The organism is Nocardioides sp. LS1, assembly GCF_003865225.1.
GTDB classification, from domain to species: domain Bacteria; phylum Actinomycetota; class Actinomycetes; order Propionibacteriales; family Nocardioidaceae; genus Nocardioides; species Nocardioides ginsengisegetis.
Genome location: NZ_BIFF01000005.1, coordinates 147,660 through 170,388 on the forward strand (window position 1 = coordinate 147,660; position 22,729 = coordinate 170,388).

The 22,729-nt window shown below is 71.5% G+C and carries 18 protein-coding genes; 8 read left to right on the forward strand and 10 right to left on the reverse strand.

What is annotated here, in order from left to right:
• The first annotated feature begins 47 nt into the window (after positions 1–47).
• Positions 48–815 carry a VOC family protein gene (locus tag EJF31_RS14920; protein WP_125037946.1) on the forward strand — a complete coding sequence of 256 codons (768 nt, stop codon included), beginning with the start codon at positions 48–50 and terminating at the stop codon, positions 813–815.
• Here EJF31_RS14920 and EJF31_RS14925 read toward each other — a convergent pair.
• The gene (locus EJF31_RS14925; RefSeq protein ID WP_260430885.1) at positions 812–1,636 is read right to left on the reverse strand and encodes an SDR family NAD(P)-dependent oxidoreductase; all 825 of its coding nucleotides are present in this window, start codon (positions 1,634–1,636) and stop codon (positions 812–814) included. The two genes, EJF31_RS14920 and EJF31_RS14925, sit on opposite strands and share 4 nt — an antisense overlap.
• Entirely contained in the window at positions 1,633–3,033 is a 1,401-nt protein-coding gene (locus EJF31_RS14930) for an amidase (RefSeq protein WP_125037947.1), read from the reverse strand. Before EJF31_RS14930 ends, EJF31_RS14925 begins: the two co-directional genes overlap by 4 nt.
• Before the next feature lie 53 nt (positions 3,034–3,086).
• On the opposite strand from EJF31_RS14930, the gene EJF31_RS14935 reads away from it, so the two are divergent.
• From EJF31_RS14935 to EJF31_RS14945, 3 genes are read left to right on the forward strand one after another with little or no spacing between them, the layout of a single operon-like run.
• Entirely contained in the window at positions 3,087–4,301 is a 1,215-nt protein-coding gene (locus EJF31_RS14935) for an AAA family ATPase (RefSeq protein ID WP_125037948.1), read from the forward strand.
• Between the two features lie 20 nt (positions 4,302–4,321).
• Positions 4,322–5,389, forward strand: a complete 1,068-nt coding sequence (locus EJF31_RS14940) for a tetratricopeptide repeat protein (protein WP_125037949.1) — start codon at positions 4,322–4,324, stop codon at positions 5,387–5,389.
• Entirely contained in the window at positions 5,382–6,452 is a 1,071-nt protein-coding gene (locus EJF31_RS14945; RefSeq protein ID WP_125037950.1) for a tetratricopeptide repeat protein, read from the forward strand. Before EJF31_RS14940 ends, EJF31_RS14945 begins: the two co-directional genes overlap by 8 nt.
• A 93-nt stretch (positions 6,453–6,545) precedes the next feature.
• Here the strand turns inward: EJF31_RS14945 and EJF31_RS14950 are convergent, their stop codons facing one another.
• The 4 genes from EJF31_RS14950 to EJF31_RS14965 all read right to left on the reverse strand — a co-directional run bounded on the left by EJF31_RS14950 (position 6,546) and on the right by EJF31_RS14965 (position 16,252).
• Positions 6,546–8,399, reverse strand: coding sequence for an ABC transporter ATP-binding protein (locus EJF31_RS14950; RefSeq protein WP_125037951.1), 1,854 nt, complete (start codon positions 8,397–8,399; stop codon positions 6,546–6,548).
• Positions 8,396–10,159, reverse strand: coding sequence for an ABC transporter ATP-binding protein (locus EJF31_RS14955; RefSeq protein ID WP_125037952.1), 1,764 nt, complete (start codon positions 10,157–10,159; stop codon positions 8,396–8,398). The genes EJF31_RS14950 and EJF31_RS14955 overlap by 4 nt, the downstream gene beginning before the upstream one ends.
• A gap of 333 nt (positions 10,160–10,492) precedes the next feature.
• Positions 10,493–15,382 (reverse strand): NAD-glutamate dehydrogenase, encoded by a 4,890-nt coding sequence (locus tag EJF31_RS14960; protein WP_260430886.1) that lies wholly within the window; start codon positions 15,380–15,382, stop codon positions 10,493–10,495.
• Between the two features lie 78 nt (positions 15,383–15,460).
• Complete coding sequence (locus tag EJF31_RS14965; protein WP_125037953.1) at positions 15,461–16,252, reverse strand: tryptophan 2,3-dioxygenase family protein; 792 nt, start codon at positions 16,250–16,252, stop codon at positions 15,461–15,463.
• Positions 16,253–16,326: 74 nt separating this feature from the next.
• Between EJF31_RS14965 and EJF31_RS14970 the strand changes: the two genes are divergently transcribed.
• Both EJF31_RS14970 and EJF31_RS14975 read left to right on the forward strand, forming a co-directional pair.
• A complete protein-coding gene (locus EJF31_RS14970) occupies positions 16,327–16,809 on the forward strand; it encodes a DUF2505 domain-containing protein (RefSeq protein WP_185736293.1) in 483 nt (160 codons plus the stop codon).
• Positions 16,806–17,285, forward strand: coding sequence for a DUF2505 domain-containing protein (locus EJF31_RS14975; RefSeq protein WP_125037955.1), 480 nt, complete (start codon positions 16,806–16,808; stop codon positions 17,283–17,285). The genes EJF31_RS14970 and EJF31_RS14975 overlap by 4 nt, the downstream gene beginning before the upstream one ends.
• Here the strand turns inward: EJF31_RS14975 and EJF31_RS14980 are convergent.
• Complete coding sequence (locus tag EJF31_RS14980) at positions 17,270–17,464, reverse strand: hypothetical protein (RefSeq protein ID WP_125037956.1); 195 nt, start codon at positions 17,462–17,464, stop codon at positions 17,270–17,272. The genes EJF31_RS14975 and EJF31_RS14980 overlap by 16 nt on opposite strands.
• A 133-nt stretch (positions 17,465–17,597) precedes the next feature.
• On the opposite strand from EJF31_RS14980, the gene EJF31_RS21925 reads away from it, so the two are divergent.
• Together EJF31_RS21925 and EJF31_RS14985 are read left to right on the forward strand one after the other, a co-directional pair.
• Positions 17,598–17,747, forward strand: coding sequence for a hypothetical protein (locus tag EJF31_RS21925; RefSeq protein ID WP_182539975.1), 150 nt, complete (start codon positions 17,598–17,600; stop codon positions 17,745–17,747).
• Positions 17,748–17,889: 142 nt separating this feature from the next.
• Positions 17,890–18,960, forward strand: coding sequence for an alkene reductase (locus tag EJF31_RS14985; RefSeq protein ID WP_125037957.1), 1,071 nt, complete (start codon positions 17,890–17,892; stop codon positions 18,958–18,960).
• Between the two features lie 102 nt (positions 18,961–19,062).
• On the opposite strand, the gene pruA is transcribed toward EJF31_RS14985, so the two are convergent.
• From pruA to EJF31_RS15000, 3 genes are read right to left on the reverse strand one after another with little or no spacing between them, the layout of a single operon-like run.
• Positions 19,063–20,691, reverse strand: a complete 1,629-nt coding sequence (pruA, locus tag EJF31_RS14990; protein WP_125037958.1) for an L-glutamate gamma-semialdehyde dehydrogenase — start codon at positions 20,689–20,691, stop codon at positions 19,063–19,065.
• A 51-nt stretch (positions 20,692–20,742) separates the two neighbouring features.
• The gene (locus tag EJF31_RS14995) at positions 20,743–21,156 is read right to left on the reverse strand and encodes a hypothetical protein (RefSeq protein WP_125037959.1); all 414 of its coding nucleotides are present in this window, start codon (positions 21,154–21,156) and stop codon (positions 20,743–20,745) included.
• Positions 21,153–22,610, reverse strand: a complete 1,458-nt coding sequence (locus EJF31_RS15000) for a wax ester/triacylglycerol synthase family O-acyltransferase (protein ID WP_125037960.1) — start codon at positions 22,608–22,610, stop codon at positions 21,153–21,155. The genes EJF31_RS14995 and EJF31_RS15000 overlap by 4 nt, the downstream gene beginning before the upstream one ends.
• Positions 22,611–22,729: the final 119 nt, after the last annotated feature.

The window sequence follows — 22,729 nt, forward strand, 5'->3', positions numbered from 1 at the left end:
CGTCCCGGCGGTCATAGCCGCATCACCACTCACTCCCAGGAGACGCCATGACCACCACCCCCGTCGCCGGACAGCCCTGCTGGATCGAGCTGTTCACCCCCGACTCCGACGCGGCCGCCGACTTCTACGGCGCCCTCTTCGGCTGGACCGCGACACCGGCGCAGGAGGAGTTCGGCGGCTACCGGATGTTCCTGCGCGGCGACCAGCCGATCGCGGGCCTGATGGCCAACGACGGCAGCGCCGGCAGCCCGAGCGCCTGGTCGGTCTACCTCGCCAGCGACGACGTCTCCGCGACCGCCGACAAGGCGCGCGCGGCCGGCGGCACCGTCGTGGCCGAGCCGATGCCGGTGGGCGACCTCGGCCACATGGTGGTGCTCCTCGACCCGGCCGGCGCCCTGATCGGCGGCTGGCAGCCAGGCACGTTCCCCGGCTTCATCACCCGCAACGAGGTCGGCGCACCGGCGTGGTTCGAGACGCTGAGCAAGCAGTACGACGCGGTCGTGCCGTTCTACCGCGACGTGTTCGGGTGGGACACCCACACGATGAGCGACGTGCCGGAGTTCCGCTACACCACGCTGGGCCAGGACGAGAACGCCCAGGCCGGGATCATGGACGGGACGACGTTCCTCGGCGACCAGCCCTCGCGCTGGCAGTTCTACATCCAGGTCGAGGACACCGACGCGACCACGGCCCAGGCCGTGGAGCTCGGCGCGACGCTGCTCCAGCCGGTCGACGACACGCCGTACGGCCGTCTGGGCATGCTGCAGGACCCGGCCGGCGTGCTGTTCCTGCTGATGGGGCCGACGAGGGACTAGCGCGTGCCGCGGGCCGCGGCGGTGTCCGGCGTACGCCGGTGCAGCCGGTTCATGCCGGCATCGCTGAGCCGCGGCGCGAGGACCGTGAGGAGCTCGCCGGGCGTGCCGAGCGGGTGGTTGACGGTGACCGGCCGCTCGCGCAGGGCCCGTTCGACCAGGGCGGCTGCCTCGTCGACGTCGAGCTGGCGGCGATCCTCGGCGCCGCCGGTCGGCACCAGCATCGGGGTGCGGACCGCGCCGAGACGCATGTTGGTGAAGGTGACCCCGTCGGCCAGCGTCTCCCGGGCCGCGACCCGGGACCACGTGTCGAGCGCGGACTTGGAGGCGAGGTAGGCCGAGAACTTCGGCGCCCGCAGCTGGACGCCCCACGAGAGCACGTTGACGACGTGGCCGAAGCCCCGCTCCCGCATGCCCGGGAGCAGCGCAAGGGTGAGCCGCACGGGCGCGAAGAAGTTGATCGCCATCGTCCGCTCCACGTCGTGGAAGCGGTCGGTCGAGAGGGCGAGCGAGCGCCGGATCGAGCGGCCGGCGTTGTTGACCAGGAAGTCGACGCCCCCGTGGTCGGCGGTCACCCGCGCGACCAGGTCGGCGACCGCGTCGGCATCGGTCAGGTCGGCCGGGTGGACGTGCGCGTGCTCGAGCCCGGCGGCCGCGGCCTCGAGCTGGTCGGCACGACGGGCGACCAGGATCGTGGTCGCGCCCGCGGCCGAGACCCGGCGCGCCGTCGCGGCGCCGATGCCCGACGACGCGCCGGTCACGAGGACCGTCCGGCCGGCCAGCTCCACCGGCCGCCGGCGTCCGGCGAGGCGGTAGCGGGTCACGCCTCGTCGCCGGCCACGAGGGGCCAGGGTCGGGCCTGCTCGATCTGGGCGGCCAGGCTGAACAGGGTGGCCTCGTCGTCGGTGCGGCCCACGAGCTGGACGCTCAACGGGAGGCCGTCGGGGCCGGTGCCGCACGGGACGGCCGCGGCCGGGTTGCCGGCGACGTTCCACAGCGCGGCGTAGGCGATCGCGGGCATCGCGCGGAGCGCGGCCAGGACCGTGCCGACGCCGTCCAGGCGGCCGACCACCGGCGGGCGGTGCGCGATCGTCGGGGTGAGCAGGACGTCGATGTCATCGAAGACCCGGTTGGCCTTGGCCGAGACCTTCTCGGTCTCCTTCAGCGCCCAGTCGACGACGCCCCGGCGGACCCACGTCCCCAGTCGGTAGGTCTCACGGGTGCGGCGCTCGAGCCGCTCGAAGTGCTCCACCGCGTCGGCCTCGGTGCGGATGCCGGCGAAGAACTGCGGCACGAAGGCGGCCGTCGGGTCGGGGTAGCGCGGGTCGACCTCACGGACGTCGTGGCCCGCGTCGGCCAGCAGCCGGGCCATGTCGGCCACGGCCTGGACGTGCAGCGGGTCGGGCTTCACGCCGAGCGTGACGGGCTTGGTCGTCCAGCCGATCCGCAGCCGGCCGGGCTCGCGCTGCGCGGCCGCCACGAACGGCTCGTCTCCCCCGGCCCGGTAGAGGTCGGTCGGGACGTTGCCCCGGATGGCGTCGTAGACGATCGCGCTGTCGAGGACCGTGCGGGTCAGCGGGCCGGCGGTGCCGAGCGCCCACCACAGGTGCGGATGCGGGGCGGTGGTGACGCGGCCGCGCTGGGGCTTGAGGCCGAACAGGCCGCAGCAGGCGCTGGGGATCCGGATCGAGCCGCCTCCGTCGCCGCCGATCGCGACCGGGACCAGGCCGGCCGAGACGGCCGCCGCCGTGCCGCCGCTGGAGCCGCCGGGCGTGCGGGTGCGGTCCCACGGGTTGCGGGTGATGCCCCGCGACGCGGACTCGGTGTAGGGGAACGCCCCGAACTCCGGCATCGTGGTCTTGCCGACGATCACGGCACCGGCGTCACGGAGGCGTCGTACGAGCTCGGCGTCGGCGGGGGCCGGCGTCGTGTTGGCCTCGCCCCCGAACGTCGTCACCGTGCCGGTGACGTCGATCTCCTCCTTGATGGCGATCGGTACGCCGTGCAGCGGGCCGGGTGTCGCGCCGCCCGCGACGGCCGCGTCGCGCTCGGTCGCCTCGGCGCGCGCCTGCTCGCCCAGCACGACCGAGAACGCGTTGAGCGCCGGATCGCGTTCGGTGATCCGGGCCAACGCCTCCTCGACCACCACCCGGGCGGTCAGGTCACCGGAGGCGGTGAGGCGGGCGGTGTCGGCTGCGCTGGTACGTGCAAGATCGGTCACGTCAGGGAGCGTAGTGTCACCGTCGCTCCGACTCTTCACCCAGCGAGGAACTCGTGGACGACCCGCTCATCGTCAGCCTTCGTGCCGCCGTTGCTGCCAACGAGCAGGACGTGCCGCTGCGCCTCCATCTCGCCGAGATGCTGCTCCAGTCCGGTCGCAGCGACGAGGCGGTGGCCCACGCTGCGACCGCACTCACCAACGAGCCGACCAACAGCCGGGCCCGCGAGCTGATCGCCCGCGCCATCGGTGCCCCGGACCACCCCGTGGGCCCGACTTCCGCCGTGCCCACGTCGGGCTTCGACTGGCGCGCGGCGGAGTCCGACCTCGGTGACGTCGTGCCGCCCATGTACGTCGAAGGGGAGGATGAGCCCTGCCAGACCACAGCCTTCGACGTGGAGCGGTCCGGGCTCCGGCTCTCCGACGTGGGCGGCATGAAGCAGGTGAAGGACCGCCTTGAGGCAGGCTTCCTGGCCCCGCTGCGCAACCCGGAGCTCCAGCGGCTCTACGGCAAGTCGCTGCGCGGCGGTCTGTTGCTGTACGGACCACCAGGGTGCGGCAAGACGTTCCTGGCCAGGGCCGTGGCCGGCGAGCTAGGCGCCGCCTTCCTGTCTGTGTCGCTGGCCGACGTGCTCGACATGTACATCGGCAACAGTGAGAAGAACGTCCACGAGCTCTTCCAGACCGCCCGGGGGTCCGCGCCCGTCGTGCTGTTCCTCGACGAGCTCGACGCCATCGGTCAGAAGCGCTCACTGACCCGCAACAACGCGATGCGCAACACCGTCAACCAGCTGCTGACCGAGCTCGACGGCATCGGGTCAGACAACGAGGGCGTGTTCGTGCTGGCCGCGACCAACCACCCGTGGGACGTCGACCCCGCCCTGCGACGTCCGGGCCGGCTCGACCGCACTCTGCTGGTCCTTCCCCCTGACCGTGAGGCCCGCGAGGCGATCCTGCGGTTCCACCTGCGAGACAGACCCGTGGAACGGATCGACACGAACCGGCTCTCCCGGCGTACCGAGGGCTACTCGGGCGCGGATCTGGCGCACCTGTGCGAGAGCGCGGCTGAGCTCGCCCTCATGGACTCCGTACGCACGGGGAACACCCGGATGATCGGCATGTCCGACTTCGAGTCCGCACTGGGAGAAGTTCGACCGTCCATCGGACCGTGGCTGGAAACCGCCCGCAACGTGGCTCTCTTCGCCAACCAGACCGGTGAGTACGACGAGCTCGCGAAGTACCTCCGCAAGCACGGCAGGTCCGGGGGGTGACCCAGGACCTGGATCGAGCGATGCACTTGCTGGAGCTGCGTCGCTACGAAGCGGCAGAAGAGGAAGTCCGCGCAGTCCTGGGGGCAGATCCCGAACGCGCCGATGCGGTCCGGCTGCTGGCGGCCTCACGCACGCTGCAGCACGACTGGGCCCAGGCCCAGCGCCTCGCCCTCCGCGCGGTCGCGCTGGATCCGCAGCACCCGGCGGGGTATCGCCTCGCCAGCGCCGCCGCCGGTCAGCTCGGCCGTCACGAGCGATCGCTCGAGGCGGCACGCCAGGCCGTGCGGCTCGACCCCGATGACTGGGTCAACCACCTCGTCCTCGGGTCCGCCCTGCGCGCCGGTCGCTCTCCGGACCTGCCCCATGCAGAGTCGGCCCTGCGTGAGGCGATCCGCCTCAACCCGCATGCCGCCGAGGCGTACTCGACCCTCGGGACGGTGCTCTCACAGCGTGGTCGCCGCAAGGCTGCTGCCGCGGCCCACAGGGAGGCCGCCCGCCTCGACCCCACGAGCCACCGGACCGCCAACAACCTCGCCGCCGTGGCCGTCCGCCGCGAGCGCCTGGGCCGTGCGGCCGGTCTGCTGACGCGTGGGCTGGCCTCCGACCCACAGGACGAGCTGTTGCGCCGCAACCTCGATGTCCTGTGGGTGAAGCTCGTGTCGCGGATGAGCCTCGCCCTGCTGCTCCTCCTACTGGTCCAGGGCGTCCTCCTGATCCCGCCGACGCCCGACTACGGGATGGCCCCGAGCTGGTGGCTGCGGGCCGGGCTGGCGGTCGCGATGCTGGCGATCGACGCCTTGCTCGCCTGGCTGGTCGTCCGTCGGATGCCGCGCGGCTCGGTCGTGATGCTCCGCGGCCTGTTCCGCCGCGTCCCCCTGGCTCAGCGCGGTGTCCTGGTGGTGTTCACCGTCCTGCTCGTCATCGGTCTCGCCATCTCGTTCGCCCCGCTGAGCCCGGCTCGCGCGGTGTGGGCCTGGGGTCGACCGGCGGTCCGCATCCTCATGTTCGCCCTCTTGCTGCTGTCCCTCGGTTCCCGCGTCCGCGACCGGGCACGGCCGCACTCCTACGGGACCTCCGCACGTGACTGAGTCGGGCCTCGGGCGCGGATGGCGGCTGCTCGAGCTGCGCCGACCGGCCGAGGCCGAGGTGATCGCCCGACAGCAGCTCGGCCAGCACCCCGAGGACTTCGGCGCGCTCTCCCTCCTCGTCGACGCGCAACTGGCCCAGGGACGTGTTCTCGATGCCATCGCCACGGCCCGGACAGCAGCCCGGGCCGACCCTGCGAGCGGTCAGGCGCAGCTCCTCCTCGCCAGGGCGCTCAACTCCGACGACACCCCGAGCCTGGCAAGGACCAATGAGGCGATGCGCGCCGCCAAGGCCGCCGTGCTTGCCCTTCCCCACGACACCGCAGCCCTGCATGAGCTCGCCCGCGCACAGAGCGCTCACGGCTGGCGCGAGGACGCCATCGCGACTGCACAGGAGGTCGTCCGGCTGGCGCCGCTGGACCCGGGGGCCCACAACCTGCTCGGCTTCTGCCATGCCGCGCTCGGGCACGCGTCCCGGGCCCGTACGGCGTACCACGAGGCCCTCCGCCTTTCGGCCGGTGACGCGGACGTGCTGAACAACCTGGCGGCCCTGGAGGGAAACCGCGGCCGCTTGACCGCGGCGACCGGCTACCTCACCGCCGGGCTCGGCAGCGACCCGCTCAGCCCCGGCATCCAGCGCAACCACGACCTGATCTGGATGCGGCTGGTCCAGCGCATCTGGTGGGCTGAAGCGGCGACGGGCGTCGGGTTGTCGGTGATGATGCTGCTCCACGTCGCGTGGGGCGTCCGTCTCACCACCGGCATGACCTTCATGGCCGCGTGTGCCGTGCTGAGCCACCGGGTGGTCCGAAAGATGCCCCGGGGGTCTCAACGGAACCCTCGTGGCGTCTACGACCGCCTCGAGCCGGACGAGCAGTCGGCCGTCGGCCTCCTCGTCCCTGTCACCGCCGCGGTGGTCTGCTTCGCCGTGGTCCCACCCGACGTGGCCGACCTGCTCATGGCGAACGAGGCATTCCACGCCGGAGTGAGACTGGTGATCGGGCTCGGTCTCGGCTTGGCCTGGCGCCTCGTCATCGATCGCCATCGCTACGACGACCCTTGGTGAGCCGCTCGAGCAGCAAGGCGCCCGACGCCATCGGCTGGGACGTCATGCGTCTGGAGCAAGGGGTTGCATCGTCCGCATGACGTTGCGTAGCGATCAGGCGAGCGAGTCGAGCCAGGCCTGGTGCAAGTCCGAGAAACGGCCCTCGCCGCCGGCGATGAGATCGGCCGGCGTGCCGTCCTCGACGATCCGGCCGTGCTCCATGACGAGCACCCGGTCGGCGATCTCCACGGTGGAGAGCCGGTGGGCGATGATCACGGCGGTCCGGCCGGCCAGGACGGTGCGCAGCGCGTGCTGGACCAGCCGCTCGGAGGGCACGTCGAGCGACGACGTGGCCTCGTCGAGGATGAGCACGGCCGGGTCGGCGAGGAACGCCCGCGCGAACGCGACGAGCTGGCGCTGACCGGCGGACAGCCGGCCGCCGCGGTTGGCGACGTCGGTGTCGTAGCCGTGCGGGAGCGCGGCGATGAAGTCGTGCGCGCCGATCGCGCGCGCGGCCTCCTCCACCTGCTCCATCGTGGCGTCGGGCCGGCCGAAGCGGATGTTGTCGGCCACGGTGCCGGAGAAGAGGTAGTTCTCCTGGGTGACCATCACGACCGCGTCGCGCAGGGTGTCCGAGGCCAGGTGGCGTACGTCGATCCCGTCCAGCAGCACGCGACCGCGGACCGGGTCGTAGAACCGGGTCGCCAGCTTGGCCAGCGTGGTCTTGCCCGCGCCGGTCGTGCCGACCAGGGCGAGCGTCTGCCCCGCGGGCACCGTCAGGTCGAGGTCGGGCAGGACGGGGATGTCGTCGACGTAGGAGAACGACACGTGGTCGAAGCGCACCTCGCCGCGCGCCCCCTCGAGCGGGACCGGGTGGGTGGGCTCGGGCACCCCGGGCTCCTCCTCGAGCACACCGGAGAGCTTCTCCAGGGCGGCCGAGGCGGACTGGAAGGTGTTGTAGAACTGCGAGATCTCCATCATCGGCTCGAAGAACTGGCGCAGGTAGAGCAGGAACGCCGCGAGCACGCCGACGGTGACCTCGCCGTGGTAGGCACGGAAGGCGCCGTAGAGCAGCACGACGCCGATCGTCACGTTGCCGATCAGCTTGATGCCCGGCATGAACCACGCGACGAGCCGGAAGGCGTCGAGGTTGGCGAGGCGGTACTGGTCGTTGACGTCGTCGAAGATCTCCTGGTTGCGACCCTCGCGACGGAAGGCCTGCACCGCGCGGATGCCGCCCATGGACTCCACGAAGTGCACGATCACCAGCGCGACCTTCTCGCGGGTGACGCGGTAGCTGCGCGCGGACTCCTTGCGGAACCAGTTGGTCAGCCAGGCCAGGAACGGGCCGCACACCAGCGCGACCAGGCCGAGCCGGACGTCGAGGAAGAGCAGCAGCCCGGCGGTGCCGACCAGGGTCAGCGCGGCCGTGACGAGGCCGTCGAACCCGGTCTCGAGCATCTCGTAGATCGCGTCGACGTCGGAGGTCTGCCGCGAGATCACCCGGCCCGAGGTGTAGTTGTCGTGGAAGGCGGGGCTCAGGGCCTGGAACTGGCGGAACACCCGCCGCCGGATCTCGAAGAGGATGTCCTGGCCGATCTTGCCCGACCGCACGAGGAAGAGGTTGCGCGCGACCGCCTGGGTCAGCGTCGCCACCAGCATGATGCCGACGATGACGAACAGCGGCCCGGTGTCCCCGGTCGCCCGGATCGGCCCGATGCCGGTGTCGATGCCCTCCTTGACGAGGTAGGGGATCGAGAGGCGCGCGGCGTTCTCGACCACGACGATGACCACGAGCAGCTGGATCGCACGCTTGTACGGCGCGAGCATGTCGCGCAGCAGCCGCCGCGACCGGCCGGCGAGCCGGACCGTCGTCTCCTGGGTCAGCTCCTCGGTGATGTCGTCGGCCGCGACCCCGCGCCACTCCTGGGGCTTCTGGTCCTGCTGCTGGTCCTGCACCTGCGTCATGCCGACACCGCCTCGGACTCGGCGGAGAGCAGCTCGCGGTAGGCCGGCACGGTGTCCAGCAGCTCGCGGTGGTCCCCGACGTGGGTGATCGTGCCGTCCTGCAGGAGCGCGACCCGGTCGGCGAGCAGCACCGTCGACGCCCGGTGGGCGACGATCAGGCCGGTCGTGTCGGCCAGCACACGGCCGAGGGCCTCCTCGACGAGCCGCTCGGTGTGCACGTCGAGCGCCGACAGGGTGTCGTCGAGGACGAGCACCTTGGGCTGGGCGAGCACGGCGCGGGCCAGGGCGAGGCGCTGGCGCTGCCCGCCGGACAGGGCCATGCCCTGCTCGCCGATGCGGGTGTCCAGGCCCCACGGCAGGTCGTGGACGAAGCCGGCCTGGCTGACGGCCAGGGCGGACTCGATCCCCTCCTCGGTGGCGTCGGCACGGCCGAGGGTGAGGTTCTCGCGGGCGCTCATCGAGAACAGCGTGGGCTCCTCGAACGCGGTCGCGACCAGCTGGCGCAGGTGCGGCAGCTGGAGATCGCGTACGTCGATCCCGTCGATCGTGACCCGGCCCCCGGTGACGTCGTACAGCCGCGGCACCAGCGCCGTCAGGACGGTCTTGCCGGAGCCGGTCGCCCCCACCAGCGCGACGGTCTCGCCGGGAGCCAGGTCGAGGTTGACGTCGCGGAGCACCAGCTCGTCGGGCGCGTCAGGGAAGGCGAAGTCGACGTGCTCGAACCGCAGGTGTCCCCGCGGCCGGACCACCACGGCGGTGCCGGACACGATCGTCGGCTCGGTGTCGAAGATCTCGAGGATGCGTGCGGCGGCGGTCATCGCCTCCTGGGCCATCGCGAGGATGACGCCGAGGGACGAGACCGGCCAGACCAGGCTGAGCATGAGGGTGATGAAGGCGACCAGCTCACCCGGCGTGAGGTAGCCCTTGCCGACCCCGATCGCGCCGAGCAGCAGCACCACCACGACGGCGAGGTTGGGGATCACCTCGAGGAAGGTCCAGAACTTCGCGGCGAGCCGGACCTTGTCCATGCTCGTGCCGTGGAGCGTGCGGGCAGCCGACTCGTACTGCTGCGAGACGTGGTCGCTGCGGCCGAAGGACTTGATGACGCGGATGCCGACCGCGCCCTCCTCGGCGCGGGTGGCGAGGTCGCCCTGCTCGTCCTGGACGCGGCGCGAGATGACGACGTAGGCCTTCTCGAAGCGCATGCTCAGCCACACGATCGGCGCGGACGTCGCGGCCACGACCAGCCCGAGCGGCCAGTACATGGTGAGCAGCACCCCCGTCACCACCGTGACCTGGAGGATGTTGATGACCAGGAACAGCAGGCCGAAGCCGCTGAAGCGCCGGATCGCCGACAGGTCGGTGGTCGCGCGCGAGAGCAGCTGCCCGGACTGCCACCGGGAGTGGAACTCCATGGGCAGCTCCTGGAGCCGCGCGTAGAGGTCGTGCCGCATCGCGGTCTCGAGCCCCAGCACGGCGCTGGACTGGACCCAGCGCCGGATCCAGATCAGCAACGCCTCGACGATGCCGAGCGCGAGAGCCAGCAGGCCCAGCGGCAGCACGGGCCCGATCTCGCGGTCGGTGATGGGACCGTCGATCAGGGCCTTGGTCACCAGCGGGATGGCGATGGTGAGCCCCACCCCCGCGACCGAGGCCGCGGCCATGATCGAGAGCGCGACGGCATGGGGACGCAGGTAGCCCCGGAGACGCCAGAGCGAGTGCACGCCGGCGGGCGGGTCCGAGAGAGGGATGGTTGACATTGTCATCAACCCTATGACGGACCACCGACAATCCGTAACAGGTTTTCGCCGTTGCGGTGCTTACGTGTCATGGAGGGAACGGCGGCGGTGTCGCGGGCCGGTCGGGCGCGCCGCATAGGTCGGGATCACCGGTTAACCGGTGATCCCGACCGCAGGAGTGCGCAGGATCATCACCGAGCGCCCAGAAATGATGATCCTGCGCACACAGAGCCCCCTCCAGGCCCAGCACCTGACCAGAGGACGCCCGCGCGCGCGGACGCCACGGTCACCATCGCCAGAGTCAGACCAAGTGCCCTCTCGGCGCGCTCAGAGTGCCCCGGAGTGCCCTCTCGCTCAGCCGGTGGCCAGCAGCCCGCGCACGACGCGCAGCCCGACCGACATCCGGGCCAGGTCTGCGGAGTCGTCCTTGCAGATCTCCTCCAGCGTGGCCGCGGCCCGGGTGACGACGACGGTGTCGGCGTCCTCCCACGCGGCGATCCGCGCGGTGGCGGAGTCGTCCGGCGAGGTCGCCGACAGCACCTGCGCGGTCAGCTGCGTGTGCACGCCGTGCAGGTCGTCGCGCAGCGCCGCACGTGCCATCGTCTGCCAGCGGTCCTCGCGCGGCAGCGCGAGGATCCGGTTGACCAGCGCGGGCAGCCCGAGCCGCTCGCCGAGGGCGAAGTGCAGGCGGGTGACCTCGACCGGGTCGAAGCCCTCGCGGCGGGCGATGTCGATGATGCCCATGAGCGTGTACGCCGGCGGCAGGACCGCGACGCGGGTGGCGAGCTCCTCGGGGACCGCCTTGGCGACCAGGTCGTCACGACGCTGGTGGAAGGCGGTCAGCTCCCGGCCGGTCATCAGCTCGGGCAGCTCGGCCATGACCCGCTGGACGTCCGCGGCGAAGAAGTCCACGAGACCCTGGCTGTCCAGCGGCGGCCGCCGGTTGGAGACCAGCCAGCGCGACGCCCGCTCGACGAGCGTGCGCATCTCGACCCGCATGTGGGTCTGCACGCCGGCCGAGAGCACGTTGTCGTAGCTCTTCAGCTCGTCACGCAGCGGCAGCGACGCGAAGATCTCGCGCGCCACGAAGTTGGCCCGGGTGAGCTCGGCCGCGGTCGAGCCGGTCTCCCCCGCGAGCCGCGGCCAGTAGGTCATGCCGGCGCCGTTGACCAGGTCGTTGACGACCTGGGTCACGATGATCTCGCGACGCAGCGGGTGGTCGGCGATCTGGCTCTCGAAGCCCTCGCGCATGGCCTGCGGGAAGTAGTTCCGCAGGTCGATGTCGAGGTAGGGGTCGTCGGGCAGGTCGGAGGCCAGCAGCTCCTCGGCGAGCACGATCTTGGTCCACGCGAGCAGCACCGAGAGCTCGGGCAGGGTGAGGCCGTCGCCACGCTCGAGGCGCCGCTTGACCTGCCGCGAGCTGGGCAGCCCCTCGAGGTCGCGGTTGAGGACGCCGTCGCCCTCGAGCCGCTTCATCCAGTCCTCGTGCACGTGCAGCAGCGACGGCGCGTGCGCGTCGGCGTTGGCGAGCGCGAGGTTCTGCTCGTAGTTGTCGCGCAGCACCAGGTGGCCGACCTCGTCGGTCATCTGGGCGAGCAGCTTGTTGCGTTGCTTCTCGGTGAGGTCGCCGTCCTTGACCACCCGGTCGAGCAGGATCTTGATGTTGACCTCGTGGTCGGAGGTGTCCACACCGGCGGAGTTGTCGATGAAGTCGGTGTTCATCCGGCCACCGCGCTGGGCGTACTCGATCCGGCCCAGCTGGGTGAACCCGAGGTTGCCGCCCTCGCCGACGCACTTGGCCCGCAGGTCGCGGCCGTTGATCCGGATGGCGTCGTTGGCCTTGTCGCCGGCGTCGCCGTGGGTCTCGTCGGCGGCCTTGACGTAGGTGCCGATGCCACCGTTCCAGAGCAGGTCGACGGGCGCCTGCAGGATCGCCTTCATCAGCTCGGCGGGCGTCATCGCGGTCACGCCGTCCTCGAGGCCGAGCGCCTTGCGGACCGAGGCGGCGATCGGGATCGACTTCAACGACCGCGGGAAGACGCCGCCGCCCTCGGAGATCAGCTCCTTGTCGTAGTCCTGCCACGACGAGCGCGGGAGGTCGAACAGCCGCCGACGCTCGGCGTACGACGCCGCGGCGTCGGGCGTCGGGTCCAGGAAGATGTCGCGGTGGTCGAAGGCCGCGACGAGGCGGGTGTGCTCGGAGCACAGCAGCCCGTTGCCGAAGACGTCACCGGACATGTCGCCGATGCCGACGGCGGTGAAGTCCTCGGTCTGGCAGTCGATCCCGCGCTCGCGGAAGTGCCGCTGGACCGAGACCCACGCGCCGCGGGCGGTGATGCCCATGGCCTTGTGGTCGTAGCCGACCGAGCCGCCGGAGGCGAAGGCGTCGCCCAGCCAGAAGCCGTAGTCGTTCGAGACGCCATTGGCGATGTCGGAGAACGTCGCGGTGCCCTTGTCGGCGGCGACGACGAGGTAGGAGTCGTCCCCGTCGTGGCGTACGACGGACCGCGGCGGCACCGTGACGCCGTCGACGAGGTTGTCGGTGATGTCGAGCAGGCCGGAGATGAAGGTCTGGTAGCAGGCGATGCCCTCGGCGAGCCATGCGTCCCGGTCGCTCGGGTCGGGCAGCTGCTTGCAGAAGAACCCGCCCTTCGCGCCGACCGGCACGATCACGGTGTTCTTGACCATCTGCGCCTTGACCAGGCCCAGCACCTCGGTGCGGAAGTCGTCGCGGCGGTCGGACCAGCGCAGGCCACCGCGGGCGACCGCGCCGAAGCGCAGGTGCACGCCCTCGACGCGCGGGCTGTAGACGAAGATCTCGTAGCGCGGGCGCGGCTCGGGCAGGTCCGGGATCGCGGACGGCTCGAGCTTGAAGGACATGTAGGGCCGGACGCCGACCCCGTCGGCCGGCGGCTGGAAGCAGTTGGTGCGCAGCGTCGCCTTGATGTGGGTCAGGTAGGACCGCAGGATCCGGTCGTGGTCCAGGCTCGCGACGTCGTCGAGGGCGCGGCCGATCCGCTGCTCGATCTCGGCCGCCTTGGCCACCCGGGCCTCGGCGTCGGCGGCCAGCCCGTTGACGCCCGGGGTGAACCGGGCCTCGAAGAGCTGCACCAGCATCCGCGTGATGTCGACGTTGTTGCGCAGCGCGTCCTCGATGTAGTCGAGGGCGAAGGGCGAGTTGCCCTGCTTCATGTACTTCGCGTAGGCGCGGAGCACCGTCGCCTGGCGCCAGGTCAGCCCGGCGCCGAGGACGAGCGCGTTGAAGCCGTCGATCTCGTTGTAGCCGTCCCACACGGCGCGCAGCGCGTCCTGGAACAGCTCGCGCGCGTGGGCCGGCATCGCCTGGCCGTAGCGCAGCCCGAACTCGTAGATGTAGGTCGGCTGGTCGAGGCCGTCGAGCTCGTAGGGACGCTCGTCGACCACCTCGACGCCCATCGAGGAGAGCATCGGCAGGATCTGCGAGAGGGACAGGGCCGGTCCCCGGCGGAACACCTTGAGCCGGGCCTCGCCGCGGCCCGCGTCCACCTGCTCGGAGAGGGACAGGTCGATGCCGCCGCCGTCGGCGTCCTCGGCCCGGATCGCCTCGAGGCGGCCCAGGTCGACCGAGCCGGTGCGCGGCGCGTAGTCCTCCTTGTAGGCCTCCGGGAAGGAGTCGAGGTAGCGACGACCCAGCCGGGCGCCGACCTCCTCGCCGTACTCGGCGATGACGGCGGTCATGAAGTCGTCGCGCCAGGAGCGGGACGCGTCGGTCAGCCGGCGCTCGAGGTCGGCGGTGTCGACCTCGGGCAGCAGCACGCCCTTGGGCGGGTGCACGACGAAGTGGACGCGCGCGGTCGTCGACTCGTTGACGCTGACGTTGAACTCGACCGACTCGCCGGACAGCCGCTCCTTGAGGATCTCCGAGAAGCGCTCGCGGACGCTGGTGTTGTAGCGGTCGCGGGGGAGGTAGACGAGCACCGAGACGTAGCGGCCGTAGGTGTCGCGGCGGATGAACATCCGCACCTGGCGGCGCTCGCGGGCGTGCATGGCCGCCTCGGCCATCGGCGCCAGCTCATCGACGGGCGTGTGGAACAGTTCGTCGCGCGGGTAGGTCTCGAGGGTGTCCATGAGGGCCTTGCCGGCGTGGCTGCGCGGGTCGTAGCCGCTGCGCTTGAGCACGGCCGTGGCCTTCTCGCGCAGCAGCGGGATCCGCATCAGCGACTCGGTGTAGGCGGCGCTGGAGAAGAGCCCGAGGAAGCGGCGCTCGCCGACGACCTCGCCGTTCTCGAACTTCTTGACCCCGACGTAGTCGAGGTACGCCGGCCGGTGGACCGTGGCGCGCGAGTTGGCCTTGGCGAGCACGAGCAGGGTCTTCTCGCGGGCCTTGGCCTTGACCATCGCGGGCAGCTTGCCGAAGGACGCCGACATGTCCTGGTCGGAGCGCAGGATGCCGAAGCCGGTGCCGGGCACGGCCCGGAGCAGCTCGTCGTCGCCGTCGCGCTCGAGCTTGTACTCGCGGTAGCCGAGGAAGGTGAAGTGGTTCTCGGCCAGCCAGGTCAGCAGCTCGCGGCCCTGGCGGATCTCGTCGGCGTCGAGCGGCGGCGGGGACGTCTCGAGCTCGTCGACGATCGCGAGCACCTGGGAGTGCATCTTGTCCCAGTCCTCGACGGACTCGCGGACGTCGCGCAGCACCCGCTGCACGGCCTCCTCGATCTCGGCCGGGTCGTCGGCGCGGTCGCCGTCGCGGATCCGGTGGATCTCGACGTGCATCCACGACTCGCGGACCGCGCCGCCCTCGGGCTCCAGCGAGCCGTCGGCGACGGGGTGGACGCTCTGCAGCGTGCCGGTGATGTCGCGGACGACGTCGAAGTGCGGGTGGATGACCACGTGCACGTCGCGCAGCTGGCGCGAGAGCTCCATGGTCAGGGAGTCCACGAGGAAGGGCATGTCGTCGGTGACGACCTCCACGACGGAGTGCCCGCCCGCGGACCAGCCGTGCTCGGCCAGGCTCGGCGTGAACGCGCGGACCGACGCCGTGCCCTGCGGCCGGTTGGCCGCGAGCTTGTAGTGCGAGGCCAGGGCGCCGTAGACGTCGACGTCGGCGCGGTCCACGAGGTCCTCGGGCGCCACGTGCCGGTAGTAGGCCTTGATCAGGGCTCCGACCGCATCGTGCGGAGGGCCTCCGGCGCCCTTGCGGGCCATGGCCAGGTCGGTGGCCTTGGCGAGGAGATCGGACTTCTCGGAATCCAGCGTCGTCGTTGACACACCACGACCCTAGGACTCCGGGGTGACCTCCACAACATGGGGCCCCTGTGACTGGTGGGCCGTCGCCCAGAAGCCGGATCAGAGCTCCGAGCGGAGCTCCCACAGCAGGGGGTAGTACTGCATCGGGAGCCGCGAGCGCAGATAGCCCGCGCCGCTGGAGCCGCCGGTGCCGGACTTGGCGCCGATCATCCGCTCGACCATGACCACGTGGCGCGCGCGCCAGCTCGCGGCGAGCTCGTCGTGCTGCAGGAGAGCCTCACCGAGCGCCCACACGGCGGCGTACTGGGAGCGGTCGTGGGCGACGGTCCGCAGGGACGCCGAGATGCCCTCGTCGCTGTCGGCGTCGAGGCCGGCGGCGCGGAGCACGTCGACGAAGGCGTCCCAGAGGGTCGGCTCGTCGAGGCGGGCACCGAGGCGGTCCTGCTCCGCGGAGGTCAGGCCGCGGAAGCGCTCGACGTACGACGGGTCCTTGGCGCCGCTGAGGAACTCCAGCTCGCGGAACTGCACCGACTGGAAGCCGCTGGCCGGGGCCAGCCGCTGGCGGAACTCCAGGAAGTCCTGCGGGGTCATCGTCTCCAGGACGTCGACCTGCTGGACCAGGACGCGCTCGATCACGTGCACCCGGGCGAGCAGGTGCTGGGCCCACCACAGGCGGCCCTCGCTCATCGCGTCGCGCGCGGCCTGCACCTCGTGGAGGAGCTGCTTGAACCAGAGCTCGTAGACCTGGTGGATGGTGATGAACAGCAGCTCGTCATGGGCCGGCGGGTCGGACTCGAGGTGCTGGGAGTCCAGCAGCTGGGGCAGCCGCAGGTAGCTGCCGTAGGTCAGCTGGGCACCCTGCTCACCGAAGGACACGAAGGTCTCGCTCATGGCTGGACCGTATCGCTGCACCGATCTGTGCCCGGGGCTCCCCCGCCGCCCACCCCTCCGCCATGATGAGCGCCATGAAGTTCCGACACGAGCTGTCCTACGACGCCAGTCCCGACCAGGTCTTCGCGATGCTGGCCGACCCGGCGTTCCGCGAGGCCGCCTGCGCCGCCCAGGACGTCATCTCCGCCGAGGCCACCGTCGAGCGCTCCGGCGCCGGCTTCACGATGACCGTCGACCAGCTCCAGAACACCGACGACCTGCCGTCGTTCGCGCAGAAGTTCGCCGGCTCGTCGACCCGGGCGATCCAGCACGAGGTCTGGGCCGACTCCACCGGAGGGACGCTGCGGATCGACGCGCCGGGCAAGCCGTCGGAGATCGCCGGCACCATCACGCTGCGCCCCGAGGGCAGCGGCACCGTCGAGATCGTCGAGCTCGACGTCAAGATCAAGGTCCCCCTGATCGGCGGCAAGCTCGAGAAGCTGCTCGCCGACAAGGTGCGGGCGGGCATGGACGCCGAGCACGGCGTCGGCACCGAGTGGCTGAAGGGAAACCGATGACCAAGCGACTGACCCACGACCTGACCTACGACGCGCCGCTGGCCGACGTGGCCGCGATGCTGATCGACCCCGCCTTCCGCGAGGAGGTCTGCGCCTACCAGGGCGTGGTCCGGTCGAACGTCACCGTGCACCCCAACGGCGCCGGCACCGAGGTCGTCATCGACCAGGTCCAGGCCGCCCAGGGCATCCCGTCGTTCGCGAAGAAGTTCGTGGGCGACGAGATCAACATCGTCCAGAGCGAGAGCTGGGCCGGTGACGCCGCGCGCATCCACGTCACGATCCCGGGCAAGCCCGGCGAGATGAGCGGCACCGCCACGCTGCGCGAGTCGGGCGGGCGCACGACCGAGACGGTCAGCCTGGACATCAAGGTGAACATCCCGCTCGTGAGCGGCAAGATCGAGGGCCTGATCTCCGACCTGCTGCTCAAGGCGCTCAAGGCCGAGAACAAGGTCGGGAACGACTACCTGTCGCGCTGACCCTCCGGCCGGGCCTCCTGCTGGGCCGCCTCGCGCGCGTCCTGCCGGCGGCGTACGGCGATCACGGCCCCGAGCACCACGAAGGGACCGAACGCCAGGGCGAGGGTCAACGCCTTCTCGTGCGGGTGCAGCGCGCCCAGGTGGAGGGCCGTCACGAGGGTGATCAGGAGGTCGTTCATCGCGGCCCCAGTCTGCCCGACGGTCCCCCGGTCCAGACCGCCGCGGGTGCCCGCGTGACGCCGCTCACGGTCGCTCGTTCAGGCGATCGGACCCGGCAATTCGGACCGGGTCACGACTCGGAAGGTCCACCACATGAAGCGCATCGCCGCCCTCGTCGTCCTCACCGCCGCCGCCTCCCTGGTCAGCCTCGCGCCGGCCCAGGCCGACCCGAGCGTCTGCTTCACCTACAACATCAGCGTCAACGGACAGGGCCAGGCCGGCACCCAGTGCCTCCCCGCCTGACCTGACCACCCGTCACAGGGCCCGGACCGACTCGGTCCGGGCCCTGTGCGCTTCCTCACCGCGCGAGCTGGAACACCGCGACCCGCGCGGGAGGTTCTTACAAGGTTCAACGAACTGTCCCCGTCCCACGAGGAGAACCCGCATGGCTGACCTGTTCGACGACCTCCAGACCCCCGCCTGGCGCCTGCGCAACCGCCTCGTCATGGCTCCCCTGACCCGCAACCGGGCCGACGCGGGCGGCGTGCCCGGCGACCTCGCGGTCGAGTACTACGGCCAGCGCGCCACCGCCGGCCTGATCGTCACCGAGGGCACCCAGCCCTCCGCCGTCGGCCAGGGCTACCCCAACACTCCCGGCCTGCACTCCGCCGAGCAGGTCGCCGGCTGGAGCCGCGTCGCCGAGGCCGTGCACGACCGCGGTGGGCGCATCGTGGCCCAGCTGATGCACGCCGGCCGTGTCTCGCACCCCGACAACACCGGCGGCCTGGGCAGCATCGCCCCGAGCGCGCTCGCCGCACCCGGTGAGATGTTCACCCCCACCGGCCCGAAGCCGCACCCGGTCCCCCGCGCCCTGGAGACCGACGAGATCGCCGGCGTCGTCGAGGAGTTCGTGCAGGCCGCGCGCAACGCGGTCGAGGCCGGTCTCGACGGTGTCGAGGTGCACGCCGCCAACGGCTACCTGATCCACCAGTTCCTCGCGCCCGGCTCCAACGAGCGCACCGACCAGTACGGCGGCTCGCCCGAGGGCCGTGCCCGCTTCGCCATCGAGGTGACCCGCGCGGTCGCCGAGGCGATCGGCCCGGACCGCGTCGGCATCCGGATCTCCCCCGCGCACAACATCCAGGGGGCCACCGAGGAGGACCCCGCCGACGTCGAGGCGACGTACGGCGCCCTCGTCGAGGCCATCGCGCCGCTCGGCCTGGCCTACCTCAGCGTGCTCGCCGACCCGCGCCAGGACCTGGTGCAGCGGCTGCGCAAGGACTTCGGCGGCGTCTTCGTCGTCAACGACGGCTTCGGCAGCATCACCACGCGCGAGGACGCCCAGGCGATCCTCGACGACGACCTCGGCGACGCCGTGGCCGTGGGCCGCCTGTTCCTCGCCAACCCCGACCTGCCGAAGCGCTGGGAGACCGGCGCCGAGCTGAACGAGCCGAACCCGGCCACGTTCTACGGCGGCGGTGCCGAGGGCTACACGGACTACCCGACCCTCGACTGAGCTCGCACGACATGACGAAGCCCCCGCCGGCAGTGCCGGCGGGGGCTTCGTCGTCCAGACGGTGGTCGAGCCTGTCGAAACGGTGGTCGAGCCTGTCGAGACTCAGCCCATGTAGGGGTAGCGGTAGTCCGTCGGCGGGACGAACGTCTCCTTGATGGACCGCGGGCTGGTCCAGCGCAGCAGGTTAACCGCGGCGCCGGCCTTGTCGTTGGTGCCCGAGGCGCGGCCACCGCCGAAGGGCTGCTGGCCCACGACGGCACCGGTCGGCTTGTCGTTGATGTAGAAGTTGCCCGCGGCGAAGCGGAGCTCCTTGCGGGCCCACGCGATGGCGCGGCGGTCCTGGGCGATGATCGCGCCGGTGAGGGCGTAGGGCGCGAAGGACTCCATCTGCGCCACGACCTTCTCGAAGTCGCCGTCCTCGTAGACGTGGACGGCCAGGATCGGGCCGAAGTACTCGGTGGAGAACATCTCGTCGGTCGGGTCGGCGATCTCGACGACGGTGGGGCGCACGAAGTAGCCCACCGAGTCGTCGGTCTGGCCACCGGCGATGACGTCGAGGCCGTCGGTGCCCTGCGCGCGGGCGATGGCCCGCTGGTGCTTGGCGAAGGCGCGGTCGTCGATGACGGCCGACATGAAGTTCGACAGGTCCTTGGGCGAGCCCATGGAGATGCCCTCGACGTCGGCGACGAGCTCGTCCTTGAGCTGGGTCCACAGCGAGCGCGGGACGTAGGCGCGGGACGCGGCCGAGCACTTCTGGCCCTGGAACTCGAAGGCGCCGCGGATCATCGCGGTCTTGAGGACCTGCACGTCGGCCGAGGGGTGGGCGACGATGAAGTCCTTGCCGCCGGTCTCGCCGACGATCCGCGGGTAGGAGCGGTAGCCGGTGATGTTCTCCCCGACCGTGCGCCACAGGTGCTGGAAGGTCGGGGTCGAGCCCGTGAAGTGGATGCCGGACAGGTCGCGGTGCGTCAGCGCCACGTCCGAGACCTCGAGGCCGTCACCGGGCAGCATGTTGATGACGCCCGGCGGCATGCCGGCCTCGACGAGGAGCTCCATCGTCAGCGACGCGGCGAGCTGCTGGGTCGGGGACGGCTTCCACACGACCGTGTTGCCCATCAGCGCCGGCGCGGTCGGCAGGTTGCCCGCGATCGCGGTGAAGTTGAACGGCGTGATCGCGTAGACGAAGCCCTCGAGCGGGCGGTGGTCGGTGCGGTTCCAGATGCCCGGGCTGTTGGCGATCGGCTGGTCGGTGAGGATCTGCTTCGCGTAGTGCACGTTGAAGCGCCAGAAGTCGATGAGCTCGCAGGCCGAGTCGATCTCCGCCTGGAAGGCGGTCTTGGACTGGCCGAGCACCGTCGCGGCGTTGATCCGCTGGCGCCACGGGCCGGCGAGCAGGTCGGCGGCCTTGAGCAGGATCGCGCACCGCTCGTCGAAGGCCATCGCGCGCCACTCGGGCGCCGCGTCGAGGGCGGCGTCGACGGCGGCCTGCGCGTCGGCCTTGGTGCTGTTGCGGGTCACGCCGAGCACGTGCTGGTGGTCGTGCGGCTGGACGACCTTGATCTCCTCGCCACCGGCGGGGCGGAACTCACCACCGATATGAGCGTGCAGGTCGTGCTGGGTGGCCTCGAGGCGGCCGATCTCCGCGAGGAGGGCGTCCCGTTCGGGGCTGCCCGGCGCGTAGGTCAGGTTCGGCTCGTTGGTGGGAGCCGGGGGGAAAGAAATTGCGTCCATGGCAGCGACCATAGCGACCTGACGGGGGCAACGCCGAGTCGAGGAATGGGCCTACAGCAGGTCGCGGATCTCCTGGGTGGCGAACCACGCGAGCTCGGCATCCTCGTCGGGACCCTCCGCTCCCCAGTCGCTCGTGTCGACGTGGGCGGAGGCGACGTTCTTCCACGGCACGTCCGCCGCGACGTCGACCAGGGTCGGGTCGTCGCCGGGCACGGGCACCACCGAGGGCACGTCGGCGGCGACCACGAAACGCCGCGGCAGGTCACCGCTCCCCCGCAGGCCGGCCGAGGTGCCGCCGGCGGCCATCAGGGCGGCGTACTCCCAGCCCTCGTCGTCGCCCTCGGGCCACTCGGCGCGCAGCGCGTCGGTGACGGCGTGCGCGCGCAGCGGTCCGTCGAGGCGGCCGTCGGCGACCAGCGCCGCGAGCGAGGTCGAGGTCAGGGGGACGTAGATGCGGACGCTCATGGGGCCGGGGTCGCCTTCCTGGGAGCCTTCTTCTTCCGGCCGCGCGGGACCCGTGGGCGTGCGCCGGTCGCGGTGTCGAGCAGCTCGTCCAGCGCCTCACGCAGACAGGTCGCCAGGAGCTCCGCGTCGGGCAGCAGGTCCCGGTCGGCGGTGAGTCCGTAGTAGACGCCGCCGTCGTACGACGTCACGCCGATCGCCAGCGGGTGTCCGGGCAGCAACGGGTGGACGGGGTAGGTCGCGACCATCCGGGCGCCTGCGGCGTAGAGCGGCGACTGCGGCCCGGGCACGTTGGTGACGCTGAGCTGGTAGCCGCGGCGCAGCTCGGCCGCCGCCACCCTCGCCCCGATCGCGTGGAACGTCGTCGGCGCGAAGCCGGCGATGCCCGCGAGCCGGTTGGCGGCGACGGCGCGGCCGGTGTCCTTGTGGGCCTGGAAGGAGTAGGACACCTGGTGCAGGCGGACCACCGGGCTGGACTCCCCGATGGGCAGGTCCACGAAGTGCGCGGCGATCTGGCTGCCGAGCGACGTCGCCTCGAGCTCCTGGTCGATCACCGAGATCGGCACCACGGCGTGGACCTGGCGCATGCCGTGCATCGACTCGCTGCGTGTCATCAGCCAGCTGCGGAGCGCTCCGGTGATGGTGGCCAGGATGACGTCGTTCACCGTGCCGCCGTGGGCGTTGCGGACGGTGCGGTAGTGGGCCAGCTCGGTGCGTACGGCGACCACGCGGCGCTGCAGCGACAGCGGCCCGGTCACCGGGTAGGGGCGCGACGGGCGCCGGCCGGTCAGTGCGTTGACCACGCCGCTGGCCCGCTGCGCGGCGGCGTCGGTGCCGCGCAGCACGGCACCGGTCCGGCTGCGGATCGTGGCCGCGACGGTGCGCGGCTGGGTCAGCGACTCGCGCACGGCGTCGGCGAGCAGGCCGCCCTGGGTGACGCGCGGGCCGGGCCGCCACTCGTCGCCCCCGAGCTCCTTGGGGGTCTCCCCGACGTCGAGCAGGACCTGCCCGAGGTCGACGGTGTCGACGCCGTCGACGAGGACCTCGTGGGACTTCGACAGCAGCGCGACCTGGCCGCCCTCGAGGCCCTCGACGAAGTACATCTCCCACAGCGGCCGGGACCGGTCCAGGGGCCGCGACACGATCCGGCCGACCAGCTCGAGCAGCTGCTCGAGGGTGCCCGGGCGCGGCAGCGCGGAGCGGCGTACGTGGTAGCCGAGGTCGAAGTTCTCGTCGTCGACCCAGACGGGGTTGGCCAGTCGTCCGGGGACCGACTGGATCCGCTGGCGGTAGCGCGGCACGAAGGAGATGCGGTCCCGGATCAGCTCCACGAGCCGGTCGTGGTCGAAGCCCGAGTCGCCCGGGTCGAAGATCTCGACCGTGGCGTTGTGCATCGGCGTCGCGGCGGACTCTGCCGCCAGCAGCGCCAGGTCGCGCGGCCGGAGCCGCTCGGTCATCTGGAAGCCCTTTCCTCGCGTGCGCGTCGACGTCTCGCCGGGGTCCCCGGCGTGACGGCTTGCTCAACGTGGGATTCTGGCAGAGGTGACGCCCCGAGCGGGCTCCAGTCCCACGTGCA